The following is a 12878-nucleotide window of genomic DNA, read 5'->3' on the forward strand; positions in this document are numbered from 1 at the left end:
GCAGTCGAAAGTAACCCATTACATTAATTGCTAAATTGATAACAATTATCATTTAACTTTTTAGGGTGGGAAATGCTGTCCGTTTATAACATTAAGTCACGCGGAATATTCCGCTTAACACCTTGCGCCCTTTTGTGTGCAACAGTGAGTTGGTCTGTACAAGCAAACACTGAGTTAGTACAACCGAAACAGGATGTTATACAAGTGACAGCATCCTCAGAGATTGATGATGACTATGTTGCACCCGGTGTAACAACGCTTGGGAAAATTGCCCTTAAGCCGCGAGAAGTAGCACAGTCTGTTAGCGTGATCGATAGAGAGCAAATTGAAAAGCAAAACCTACAAACCCTTGATGATGTCATGCAACGTGCAACAGGGGTCACCAGTGCACCTTATGTGAAATTAACAACCGCTTATTATGTGCGTGGCTTCCAGATTGACTCATTCGAAATTGATGGAGTGCCTGCGTTATTAGGGAATATGGCGAGTTCCCCTCAAGATATGGCGGTATACGAGCGGGTTGAAATTCTGCGGGGCTCGAATGGCCTATTGCATGGTATGGGAAACCCAGCGGCAACTGTCAATATGGTGCGAAAACATGCACCAAAAGAAAATATGGCCAAGTTGAGTTTAAGTGCCGGAAGTTGGGATCGTTATCGCGGAGAAGTGGATGTTGGCGGGCTGCTGAATCAATCTGGTTCGGTGCGTGGGCGGTTTGTCATGGCGTGGGAAGATAAAGATTATTTTTACGATGTGTCTGACCAACAAACCCGTTTGATGTACGGTACGGTCGATATCGATATTACCCCTGACACCTTGCTACGTATGGGCGCACAATTTCAAACCATTGATTCTGTTACCAATATGGCGGGCGTGCCTTTTGGTAAAGATGGCAGTGATTTACATCTGCCACGTAAAACCTATTTAGATGTGGATTGGGATCGTTTCAAGTGGGACACCTCTCGTTCATTTGCGGGTATTGAACATAAAATCAATGATGATTGGCAATATAAGCTTAACGCAGAATATCAACATGTGAATGCCCGATTACTGTATGCAGGTGCATGGGGAAATATCGACCCAGTCACGGGGGATGGGGCGATGCTAATGGGCGGCGCCTATAAATTCCGTAATGAACAAACCAGTGTAGATACCAGTTTAAACGGCAAAGTGGACGCGTGGGGGTTAACTCATGATGTAGTTGTCGGTGCAAGTTACTCACATGCCAGTGAAAAGCAATATAGCGCAGATTTAGACCCCGCCTTAAATGTGCCTGTGAATGTGTATCGTTGGGATCCTCATAGTGTACCAAAGCCGAATATTGGTGCATATAGCTCTGCTGGCGCGACCAAGACAACACAAAAAGGCGTATATGGTATGGGCCGAATTAAAGTCATTGAACCTGTGACTGTGATTGTTGGGGCTCGTGATAGCTGGTGGGATGTGAAAACGCCATCGGCAAAATTCACAGAAAATGGCCGTATTACGCCTTATGGTGGTGTGATTTGGGATTTCTCACCAGAATGGTCTTGGTATAACAGCTACTCTACCGTTTATCAGCCACAAACGGGTAAAACATGGAGTGGCAAAATGCTCAAACCCGTTGAAGGGCAAACGCTGGAAACGGGGATCAAAGGATCACTACTCAATGGTGGGTTAAATCTGTCTGGAGCCGTCTACCAAATCGATATTAAAAATAACCCTCAAATCGACCCAGAACATCCGACCGGCGGCTTTAATAATTACTTTATCAGCGGCGGTAAAGTACGTAGCCAAGGCTTTGAATTGGAAGGGATTGGTTATCTAACACCTTTCTGGGATCTGTCTGTGGGTTATACCTATACCGATACTAAATACCGTGATGACAGCCAGAACAAGGGAGAGTCCTATAACACATTGACGCCTAGACATATGCTGCGTGTTTGGTCGAATTATGATTTACCTTGGGATGAGCGCAAATGGAGCCTTGGTGGTGGCATGCAAGCACAGAGTGCCTATAGTACCAGCAATGGCAAAGTGACCTTACGCCAAGGTGGTTACGCGATTTTCAATGCGCGTTTAGGTTACCAAATCGATGAAACATGGACAGCAGCGGTTAACGTCAATAACTTATTCGACCGTCGTTATTACTCAGGGTTGTTCTCTCCTCAATGGAATAACCGCTATGGTGACCCACGTAATGTGATGTTTACGTTGAAGGCTGATTTCTAATGAAATTAGTGAGTTGCCTAGCCGTTATTGGCACTCTGTTTAGTGGGATCGTGCTATCGATGTTGATAGCACGTTTTTATCCATCAGCAGATCCGCTCGAACGCTTATATGGTGCGATATTTTTAAGTGTTATCACCACGATGGGGTTATTGGTTTATAGCCTCAGTGCATCAGATTGGCGGCAAATATTAGTGCGAAGTTATAGCTGGTGGCCATTGCCATTATTTTTAATGATGGGTGGATGGATATGAAGCATAAGCATCCGCCTTCTCTAGTTCGTCGTTTAGACCAATTACATCGCAGCGCAGGGGCGCTATTTGGCGTTTTTCTGTTTGTGATCTTTTTCACCGGGTGCTGGAGCTTAGGCAGTGACGCACTGAGGCTATGGTGGAACCAAGTGCCACTTTCAGGTGAGTTATTACCACTCGAACAGCTCCTTGCGTTGCAACCAAGTGCAACCATGATCCAATTGCCAGAACAGCACAACCCAGTGATCACTTTCTGCCAAAGTATGGGGAGATGCGAACTTAGCTATAGCGCGATTAACGGTGAATTGGTTGTATTAGACAGCCCGACAATGTGGTTAGTCACATTACATAAAAACGTGTTTATGAGTTTTCCAGGGCGAATTTTTATCAGTTTATTTGGTTTTGCATTAGTTGTCTTATTAATTACAGGGCTAGTGATACAACGTCGTCGAATAACCACAATGTTGCACTTGCCACGGACCACACACTTGAAAGTGTGGCTCCATGATTTACATAGCTGGCTTGGACTATGGTGTTATCCGTGGTTAGTTTTATTTGCGTTTACCGGAGCATTATCGGGGCTAGGCGCACTCGGAACCGTTTCCCTTGGTGAAAGGGCGGCACCGGATAATCCACACATTATCATGAAAGCCCTGATGGGGGAGTTTGAGCCACTAACAACACCCGTACCCGTGGCTGAAAGCTCAATCATCGCAGCAGTCAGTACACTACAGCAAACAGTCCCTAGTTTTCTACCTCAAACCTTGTTCAAACAAGGTGATACGTGGGTAATTGGCGGTGTGCGTAATGGGCAGTTATCGACCTCTAACTTCGAGCAATATCAATTTGATAGTAAACATCGCCAGTTAGTTGCCGTGCGGGATTCTGCACAGCAAGGGATTTGGACACGTGCCTTTATTGCTATCCAACCTTTGCATTATGGGCAATACCAATGGCTACCTAAAATTAGTAACACATTGAGTTACCTGCATTTTATCGCAGGAATGAGTGGGCTGATATTGGTTTCTGTTGGCCTCGCCATGTGGTGCTGGAAAAGAATGCATAGCCTAGCCGCAAGGTTCATTGTGGGCTGTTGCGGTGGGTTGCTGCTGTCCACATGTGTGCTGTTAGCCGTAATGCCATGGTTCACTGCTTTACTGCCAATACACTTTTTTATGGTTTGGGGGATTGCATGTATCGCGAGCTTACTGTGTAAAAATGCCCAGCTTAGCTTAATGGTATCCCTTTTTCTCTCTGCCATTTTGTTGCTATTCGCATTTATCGCCTCTTATTTGTTTGGCTCGTTACCTTTTTCTCGTATCAATCTCGTTTTGTTATGTGGCGGGTTAGGGCTCCTATTTATTTTATTCGGTTGTCGAAAATTGTCATGCACAGCAAAGCGTGCACGGAGTGAGTATGAAAGATCTATTACAAAATAAACAGTTAGTGGTGACGTTGGGGTTACTTTATCTTGCGCAAGGGATACCGATGGGGATAGCAATGGATGCATTGCCTACCTTTTTACGCCATGACGGAGGAGAACTGAAAGCATTAGCTTTTTTACCATTGGTTGGCTTGCCATGGGTGGTGAAATTTTTATGGGCTTCGTTTGTTGATAACCATTGGGGAAAACGTTTAGGTCGCCGTAAAAGTTGGATTATCCCAATGCAAATTATTGTTACGGTAACGATGTTTGCGTTAAGTACCATCGGGTTGTCAGTTGCAAATGCTTTACCCTGCATAGTCTTGTTGTTTGTCGCTTCACTTGCCAGTGCTACCCAAGATATTGCAACAGATGGCATGGCTGCGGAGCAGGTCAGTGGCACAATGTTATCAAAAATTAATGCGGTCCAGATAGCTGGGGTGATGGCAGGCTTTTTTGTTGGTGGTGCAGGATTGATGATCATGAGTGAAAGTTTGGGTCAGCACCTTGCCTTGGGGGTTTTAGCTTGTGTGCCTTTACTCAGTTTAGTGTTTGTGAGTGTGTGCCCATTGAAAACGCCATCAATAACGCAGGAAATGAACGAGAAAGCGAGCCTATTAAAAACGGTTAAACGCCGCGGTGCTCCTCGTTTACTGTTATTAACCTTACTTTCTGCGGTGACGGCGGTTTCCGGTTTTGGTTTAGCCAAATTATTCCTAAATGATGCGGGTTGGTCATTAGCGCAGATTGGTAAAATGGGTATGGCTGGAGGAATGGTAACGTTGATCCTTGGTTGCGGTGGTGGGGCGTGGTTAATCGGTAAAATCGGTGTGTGGCGTGCTTTCTCATTTGGTCTATTATTTGCTTTGTTATCTTCACTGTTATGGTTGTTGCAATCCGTTAATGGTGTTTCTATTTCTTTAGTTGCACTGTGTATTACATTTGGCTCGTTATCTGCGGGGGGCACCTCAGTCGCGATAATGACAGCGGGGATGCAATTTGCATCGCGCTATCAGCAAGCGGGAACGGACATGACCGCGGTACAAAGCACACGGGACATTGGAGAGTTAGTCAGTTCAATGATGCTTGTTGGTTTAACTGCAGCGGTAGGCTATTCAGGCGGGTTTATATTAGGGGCGTTAATTGCCTTTATTGCGTTGCTAGTGACATTTTCACATTACCGCTATATGCAGCGATTAGAAACAGAGCGAGTTTAATATAAATAGATCCGGTGCTATTTTTTACGTTTCTTATTTTGTTTTTTTATTTCTTTATTCGCTTTCTTTTCAATGGAATTGAAGTAGATATCTAAATAATGTCGGTTGCTTAAAAATACAATTAGGCAACTGGCAACAATGACAACCCAGACAAGTTGCAGCTTAATCGAATTTTCAATACTGAAAAGGAGCAATAGTGGGATCATGACCATCATGCTTATGAAAATGGAGCACAATAACGCGCCAGCAATATAGAGCGAGTACTTTTTTAACCCGACTATATTGAGGATGGTAAGCACAACAAAAGTTAACAGTAGCGTACCAAATGTTGCAAACATAATAATCAGCCCAGCCTCTTGCTCAATGAGCCAATCCGTGAAACCAAACCAAGAAAAAGGGATACTTATCATTGTAAGCGCTCCTGTTTACTAAATAGTAGGGGGATATCTTTAAAACGAAATAATCTGGCAAAAATAAGATTGGGGAAAACATGAATATCCGTATTGTAGAGTGTGACGGTTTGGTTGAAAAACTCACGCCGGTCTGCAATTTGGTCTTCAATATGTTTTACTTGGGTTTGTAATTCCATTAACACCGCTTTACTGATTAGTGTTGGATATTTTTCAGCGACAGCAATCAGTGGCTTTATTTTTGATGGGTACTGGTTTGCGGTATCGACTTTGGTTTCAATCGCGGTGCTCGATAAATAGCGCTGGCGGCTTGCCATTAATTCACTAAATAGCTGCTTTTCATGTGCCATCGCTTTATCTGCAACTTGGGTTAATACAGGAACTAATTCAACTTGCTTCTTTAATAACACATCAATATTCGCGAATGCCTTATGGCAATTATTTTTTAAAAATATAATATTATTATAAATATTAATAAAATAGCGTATAAAAACATAGCCAATAACAGCGATAATGATGAAAAAAATAAGCTTTTCCATGTTAGTCATCACCAAATAATGCAATTTGGTCGAAATGCATATTGAGCTGACCATTTTGGTAATCCATTGGGGTCACTAGAATGACACCAATCAGCAAAAGCGCAATCATGGCGGTAATGGCGATATTTCGACGTAATGGACCTGTTTTGTTCCAACGAACAACATAGTCTGAGGGGGAGACACCTAATAGCATATGAGGTGCTTTACGTATAATAATCGACTCGCCTTTTTCGTTAGCGTCTGCTGTACCAATTAATAAATAACTGCGATTTGGTTCAAGTAAATACTCTTTGTAACGGCGGTTACCGCTTTCAACATCCATATGAGGCTCTAAGCCCGGGTAAACGAAATAATCAGGGTCACATTCTACTTTAACAGAGCCTGTATCATCCGTTAGAGTAAAGCTGTGCATGTTGCATTGACTATTTTGTAAGGTATAGCTTTTTTTACCATCTTTATCTTTTGATATTGAATATTCAAAATAAAACGAGCCATAGCAGGTTTTATTACCTAGTTGGCTTTTAATGACAGTGCCTGCCGTGATTTTTCCTTCAACTTCCACAAGCCCCATTGCCATTGAACGTATTTTGGAAGTGGCTAGGTTTTTCTGGAATTTTAAGAAGCGCCTGGTTGGTGTATTTTCAATTGCTTTAAATACGAAGGCTAAGACAAATGCGATAAAAAATACCCGCATGTCGATAAAGAACCCAGCAAATAGGCAAGTGGCGATCAGCATACCTATAAGGGTTTTAAGAAACGCACTAAACTTTGATGAGCCTTCATTTTGTAAGCGTTGATAACGCTGATAGCCAGCTTTGCTCGCTCTGACGACATTGCGGGTAATAAAAAAGGTGATAACGAGTATAATGATGTAATAAATAATACTGGCATAGTCGCCTGTAGAAGGAGAGAGTGAGTACCACATTCCGCAAGCAACACTAATAAACGGGATGATACCCCAATTTACTTTTTTATTTATCGAAAATTTGTTATCGATAAATAAAATTAAAGCCCCAATGGCGGCCCCGAGCAAAAAATACATATTCATGTATTCGTACCTTTACACTGACATCATTTAAATTGGACACCTTGATATTTTTTCTCATCTTCAGAAATATCAAGTAATGACAGAGCTGTAAAACGAAAGGCATTCGCAATCAGGCTATCTGGAAACATTTGTATCGCGGTATTGTACTCTGTTGTTGCATCATTAAAGCTTTCACGTCGTTGAGCAATTTTATTTTCAACTTCACTTAAGGCGATTTGCAGCTGTGTGAATTGCTCTCCAGAGATCAACGTAGGGTAGTTTTCTGCAATGGCAACAAGATTGCTGAGTGCACGGTTCATTTCATTTGATGCCGCAATTTTTTCATTCATATTTTGGGCATTAAAATAGCGTTGGCGTGCATCACTTAATGAGGTAAATAATGCTTTCTCATGTTCCATTGCTTTTTCTGTAATGGTAACGAGTTGTGGGATTTGGTCTGCACGCTGCTTTAAAATAACATCAATATTAGCAAATTGGTTGCTGACTTGATTACGGGCGTTGATTAGGCGGTTATAAATAGAGACCCCCCAGCCTACGGCCAATAATAGCAAAATAAATACAACAATAAGTGTGATGGTCATTTGGGTGCCTTTTAACTCCATGATATGTAGCTTGAATTAAAAATATAAGAGCCTTGTGGCTTATGCAATCAGAAAAGAATGAAAGTTAGGTTAGAATAAAGAAAATCTGATCTTGTTTAATGGCAAGATCAGATCATACTCTTGAATAGTGCTTAAAGATTTATATCTGCAAATGATTGGTTACCATAGACATTTTGTTCGAGGAAATAATCTAGGTCACACTGCAATACATTGGCAAATATACAGAGTCGATGGATCGTAAAATTCTGCGTGCCGCGTTCATAACGGGAGATTTGTTGTTGGCTTAACCCTGATTTTTGGCCTAGCGTATGAGCCGTCCATCCCATTTGTAGGCGACGTTTGCGAAGTTGAAAACCAATGTAGCTATTTGAAATTTCAGTTTGATATATTCTCATGATTTTGTCCTGATATATATGCACTAGGTTAGTGCTAATAATTTTTATATGGTTCTATCTTTACTTTTTTAACTAAAATAGTAAGGTTAGATATTTTAGTTATTAAGTTTTGTTAATGTTATTTTTAATAGAAAGGTTTTTCTCCATTAAATAAAAATAGTCCAATGATGAAAATACCCGCTCCAAAAATAAATGTAATTAGGCTTAAAATAGATGATAGTTGCTTGTTAATATAAAGTATTTTTTGGTTTTCTAATGCAAATGCGGCATCAGAAAAAGATAAGAATAAAATAATAATTCCCCAATGTAATACTGACAGTAAAAAAGGGTATTCAAGATTACTATAAATAATTACTGGTGTTATTGATAATATTAGTGCTAGAGGATAACCATTACCATTTGTTTTATATTTTATAAAAGATTGAAATATGACATAAATCCCCCCTGTTAATAATAAAGACATAAATAATAAGTTGATATATCCGCCACTCATTACCCAGAGTAAAATGTCATTGTGAGGGTGTGGGACAATATACATTTTAGGGCTTAGAAATGGAATTGCTGTCCTTGCATCGTTATCTTCAAATAAAAATGATTGTTCCCATGCGTCATAAGGTTTTTCTAAAAATAAGGTTATGGAAAAACGTAGCATTTGTTTTAAGTGAAATTGGTTAATTACATCAACAGCGATGTATTGAGGACATAATTTTATTAAGTAAATACCAATAAATACTGCAATGGCAATAATAAAGTAACTAGCACTAGTTCTGACTTGGTTTTTTTTATAAAAAAGGCAAATAAAAATAAATGCGCATACGGCAAAGCTTAGCCATACAATGATAGACTGTAATACCACTAAAGCCAGTGTAAACAGTAGAATACAGACTCCAATTAAAACGGCCCTTATTTTTTCATGCCTTTCAGATGATAAAGAAAATTGAGACAAAACCAGTGTCATCAAAGATAACAAACACGCAGTGGCCATATTGACTGATAATATATTGACTTGTTGTGATAGCCCATTTGACCGCATACCAGAGGCAAGATAAAAAATATCGGCTTCAAATATATATTGATACGCAGTAATAAATACTTGGACTACATTGATTATTATATAGCAGTAAACACAAAATGATTGAATAAACCATGTTTTTCTCACTTGTAATCCTGAGATATATAATAATACCCCGATTGTTATTCCAGACCAGTACCAAAAATCAATGTCACTATTTTTCCCTTTCTGTGTGGTGAGTTCAATTATTAAAATAATCAGTGATAAACAATAACAAATAGCCGGTAATGTAATGATGATTTTTATTTTATGATAAAAAACGGTAAGTGCAATAATGGATATTATTAAGCTGATAACTAACCAGCTAATAATATTCTGAGGCAGCGATTGTCTCAAACTACCTAAACTATCGATATAAATAAGGCTGGCAAGGAGCCAAATAATAAATATAGCGATAAAAATTGCACGGGAGAGAATTATCATGTTTATATCATTAGTTAAACTATAAGTAGTTTGCTATTAACCAAGCACTTCCTATATATTTACCAGGTTCAGCATTGGTACCTGAAAGGTGACTCTCAATTTGAATGTGTTTAATTTTCTCAATTGTTGTTTCAATCTTTTTTCCTCTCTGATTACTTTGTGGGTCATACAGAGAGAGTTCTGAATAAATTGTATTTTTACCTGATTTTAGAGGGACTCTTTTTTGTGGGTCATTATCAGTAACATAATCCAAGCTAAATCTGACTTTTACAGATTGTGCGCGCTCACATTGATATGTGGCAGTACTGGTTACTTTACTATCAAATTCCTGAGAATCTAATTGATGATGATTGATGTTCAAATTATCGATGTTCGCTTTACAGTTTGATGAATAAAAAATTGTTGCAGGGGCGAGATTTAACCTTATGCTCGCTAAATCTGCAGGAACATTTACGTCAGGAACCCCAGGGTCTTGGAACATACGGGTATAGCCAGCGAACATCCCCGATGGAATAACAATTTTGCCATTTAATGGTAGCTCCTTTACATAAATGCGTAACTCAAAAGGAAATTGAGTCGTAAACAATGAAGTTGCATGAGTATCACTACTGTGTTTACCAGAGCATGCAAGAGCTTCAATGTTTTGCCAACCTTGGGTAAGACCTTTTTCGGAGTGGAGAGTAAAAAAGGTGCTATTATTGATACGATATGCAGTTAGACCTTTTATGGTAAACCCAGCTTCTGGTTTATAAGGAAAAATACGATGAAAAGCATACTCAGCAGCAATACCGGAGCTCCACCAACCTTGTAAATAATTCACTCTACACTCTAATGAACCTGATGGTTGAGCGCTGTTTCTATCAACGATAATGCCTTCTTGATTAGGGGGCGCGATTAAATATAGTTTCTCACCCGTACTACTTATTATGGGCTCATCTGCGACTACTGGGTTAGCTGGTATTATATCTATCGTATAGGTACCCCTCCATATGGAGCATAGCGACTTGGACCTAAGAAGGCGTGTGAGCTTACGCTATAACTTAATAGCGACAGGAACAGTACGATTAGCAACAAGAATAGTACTATTAAAGATCTTTTAGATATTTTTTTCATGTAAATGACCTATTATTAATAATAATCAACCATGATTGATAATGACGCATTAAATGGGCCAGCTTTGAGTGTTTCAATTGCTTGGCTTGTGACTAACTGAGAATGTAATTGTAATAGAGCTATTCTTCCTCGAATGGTTGGGAAAATAGGCTCCCACATTTGTAAATTAATTGCGGCATCATTATTTTCTTGAGTGAAACGTATTCCTAGCCCTCTAGTTGATGTTTCAAGAACGGTCTCGTTATTAACTGTTAAAATGGAGCCTTCTTTAGGGGATAAATAAATCCCTAAGTTCTTTTTTAAATCACAACTATCAATTGCAATTTCAAAAGATTTTTTTCCTTCACTTAAGAGTTCTCTTTCTACATCAAAAAAATTAATATTTAGAGCATTGCTACCATGTCCAACAGACACGGAACAAGCTGGACGAATTAAATTTGCTTCTAAAGTTAAAAAGACATCTGCTTTTAGGTGGTTTGAAGTGATAAATAATAAAATAATCACCAATTTTAATATTTTCATTGCACTTTCCTTATTGGTAATCTAGGTTGAAAGTTACCAATGATGAAAAACCTCCGGCGATAAGTGGGGAATTAAATGGTTTTTGTGCATATATCCCAAATAACATAGTATTAATTGAGCCTTCACCGGATTCTGTAATTGTGCCTATATCTATAGGTGTATTAAATGTCAGAGGTTGGTGAGTCTTACCATTAATTAAAGCTAATAATACGGTCGATTCACCTGTTGGTTTTAAATATGTGATGCCATTATAAGATTCTATATTTTTGGCATTTAAAGTGATTCTTACCGTTTTATTCAGGTGCATTTCTGCACAATTTACAATATCAAGTTTAAAAGGATAAACATCGGACTGCCCGTGCTTTTCTAGCTCAGAGAATCGTAGCTGCGATAACAAAATAGTTTTTTTAACATCGTTGCTGGATAAATGGCAACGAAGTGGCAGCAAGTTTCCTTCAAAATAGATTGATAACGAACTTGCTAAGCTATTTGAGTTAACAAACAATACAAAAATGATGCTGAGCATTAGCGTCAATGCATTAGTCATAAATCATCTCCAAACGGTGTGTAGAGCGTCCAGTAGGAAGAGAAAACATCATATTTTTACTTGTATTCAGAGTTGATGCTAAATACCGTTGACCTGCAAACTTCAATGTGAAGGGGGACCAAGTTTGGTTATAAGCTGTAGGTAAGCAATGTATCAAGCTGACATTGAGTTGATAAACAGTTGAATTCACATGACTTACATCACGCTGTATTGTTACTTTTGGCTGGCAAGGTGCTGTCACCAGACGTGCGTGGACATACAGGGTACCCGTCGTTTGTAATGGTAGTTCTGCAGAAAGTGCTGGCATTGCTAGTATCCATAACGCTAAGTGATGTAATTTCATATTGATAGTCCTGCTCATTTGGAGTGAATCATTCAGTCACGCTACATTGTGATGCTTGGCACTTGAATGCTAATGATGGTTTTCCACCATAATCATTGATATAAGTTAGATAAGGTGTCGCAAATTTGGCTGATTTGAAGTTATACGTCGATTGTGGTGCAACCATAACGGCTTCAAAATCACTTTGTTCAGCTTGTTTTTGGCTGTTACCTAAACCAATGACAGTAAGATAAAAGCCTGTCGGGTTATGGAGCTGATAACCATTAGATGTTGCTGTTAATGAGATTTTTTTTGTCCATTCTTTCTTACTTTCGGCGACGATACTTTCTGGGCGATAAAATAGCTTTACACGACTCTGTAGCGCAATTTGCAGCACTCCAGCCTCTGTCGACTTTGGTGGGATTTCGCGTAAGTTATAGTAAAATAACGATTCTCTATCTTGAGGTAGCTGACTAATCTCAGGAGAAGTACTTAATCGCACTAGGCTGGTGGATTTTGGCTCCATACGCTGAATTGGTGGCGTAGCAATAATAGGGCCAGTTTCCAATTTTTTTTCAGCATCATTTTCTAACCATGATTGCGCTAAATAAGGCAATTCAGGATTATCATTACGTATTGTGATATTAATGGATTGCTGGGTTCCATCAAAAATAATACGGGTACGATCCAGCGTGACAGCAGCTTGAGCGGATGTGCTAAACCACAAGGCGATAGCTAATACGGTGGTTCGAATATCAAATAGGGTGCTTAATTTCATCTTAGTTC

At 39.5% G+C, this 12878-nt stretch carries 15 protein-coding genes; 4 read left to right on the forward strand and 11 right to left on the reverse strand.

Features of this window, described 5'->3' with window-relative positions; translation table 11 throughout:
- Positions 1–72: 72 nt before the first annotated feature.
- Genes PSF42_RS04300 through PSF42_RS04315 form a run of 4 tightly spaced genes read left to right on the forward strand, consistent with a single transcriptional unit; the run spans position 73 to position 5099 of the window.
- Positions 73–2211: a TonB-dependent siderophore receptor gene (locus PSF42_RS04300; protein ID WP_213912924.1), complete on the forward strand. Its 2139-nt coding sequence runs from the start codon at positions 73–75 to the stop codon at positions 2209–2211.
- Positions 2211–2462, forward strand: coding sequence for a hypothetical protein (locus PSF42_RS04305; protein WP_125892030.1), 252 nt, complete (start codon positions 2211–2213; stop codon positions 2460–2462). The genes PSF42_RS04300 and PSF42_RS04305 overlap by 1 nt, the downstream gene beginning before the upstream one ends.
- Positions 2459–3898, forward strand: a complete 1440-nt coding sequence (locus PSF42_RS04310) for a PepSY-associated TM helix domain-containing protein (RefSeq protein WP_272679506.1) — start codon at positions 2459–2461, stop codon at positions 3896–3898. Before PSF42_RS04305 ends, PSF42_RS04310 begins: the two co-directional genes overlap by 4 nt.
- Complete coding sequence (locus PSF42_RS04315; RefSeq protein ID WP_272679507.1) at positions 3876–5099, forward strand: RhtX/FptX family siderophore transporter; 1224 nt, start codon at positions 3876–3878, stop codon at positions 5097–5099. Before PSF42_RS04310 ends, PSF42_RS04315 begins: the two co-directional genes overlap by 23 nt.
- Before the next feature lie 17 nt (positions 5100–5116).
- Here the strand turns inward: PSF42_RS04315 and PSF42_RS04320 are convergent, their stop codons facing one another.
- The 11 genes from PSF42_RS04320 to PSF42_RS04370 all read right to left on the reverse strand — a co-directional run bounded on the left by PSF42_RS04320 (position 5117) and on the right by PSF42_RS04370 (position 12870).
- Positions 5117–5509, reverse strand: a complete 393-nt coding sequence (locus PSF42_RS04320; RefSeq protein WP_213912921.1) for a hypothetical protein — start codon at positions 5507–5509, stop codon at positions 5117–5119.
- Complete coding sequence (locus tag PSF42_RS04325; RefSeq protein ID WP_213912920.1) at positions 5506–6048, reverse strand: LemA family protein; 543 nt, start codon at positions 6046–6048, stop codon at positions 5506–5508. Before PSF42_RS04325 ends, PSF42_RS04320 begins: the two co-directional genes overlap by 4 nt.
- Position 6049: 1 nt before the next feature.
- The gene (locus PSF42_RS04330) at positions 6050–7096 is read right to left on the reverse strand and encodes a hypothetical protein (protein ID WP_272679508.1); all 1047 of its coding nucleotides are present in this window, start codon (positions 7094–7096) and stop codon (positions 6050–6052) included.
- 23 nt (positions 7097–7119) lie between these two features.
- Entirely contained in the window at positions 7120–7677 is a 558-nt protein-coding gene (locus PSF42_RS04335) for a LemA family protein (protein ID WP_272679509.1), read from the reverse strand.
- A 152-nt stretch (positions 7678–7829) separates the two neighbouring features.
- Positions 7830–8093: a helix-turn-helix domain-containing protein gene (locus PSF42_RS04340; protein ID WP_125892043.1), complete on the reverse strand. Its 264-nt coding sequence runs from the start codon at positions 8091–8093 to the stop codon at positions 7830–7832.
- Between the two features lie 124 nt (positions 8094–8217).
- Positions 8218–9588 carry an O-antigen ligase family protein gene (locus PSF42_RS04345; RefSeq protein ID WP_272679510.1) on the reverse strand — a complete coding sequence of 457 codons (1371 nt, stop codon included), beginning with the start codon at positions 9586–9588 and terminating at the stop codon, positions 8218–8220.
- A gap of 19 nt (positions 9589–9607) precedes the next feature.
- Complete coding sequence (locus PSF42_RS04350) at positions 9608–10408, reverse strand: MrpH family fimbial adhesin (RefSeq protein WP_272679511.1); 801 nt, start codon at positions 10406–10408, stop codon at positions 9608–9610.
- Between the two features lie 308 nt (positions 10409–10716).
- Entirely contained in the window at positions 10717–11223 is a 507-nt protein-coding gene (locus tag PSF42_RS04355; RefSeq protein ID WP_272679512.1) for a fimbrial protein, read from the reverse strand.
- A gap of 10 nt (positions 11224–11233) precedes the next feature.
- Positions 11234–11770 (reverse strand): fimbrial protein, encoded by a 537-nt coding sequence (locus tag PSF42_RS04360; RefSeq protein ID WP_272679513.1) that lies wholly within the window; start codon positions 11768–11770, stop codon positions 11234–11236.
- Positions 11763–12113, reverse strand: a complete 351-nt coding sequence (locus PSF42_RS04365; protein ID WP_272679514.1) for a hypothetical protein — start codon at positions 12111–12113, stop codon at positions 11763–11765. The genes PSF42_RS04360 and PSF42_RS04365 overlap by 8 nt, the downstream gene beginning before the upstream one ends.
- A gap of 28 nt (positions 12114–12141) precedes the next feature.
- Complete coding sequence (locus PSF42_RS04370) at positions 12142–12870, reverse strand: fimbrial biogenesis chaperone (protein ID WP_125892054.1); 729 nt, start codon at positions 12868–12870, stop codon at positions 12142–12144.
- Between the last annotated feature and the right edge of the window lie 8 nt (positions 12871–12878).

The sequence above is a fragment of the Providencia sp. PROV032 genome (assembly GCF_028484875.1).
GTDB lineage: Bacteria > Pseudomonadota > Gammaproteobacteria > Enterobacterales > Enterobacteriaceae > Providencia > Providencia rettgeri_E.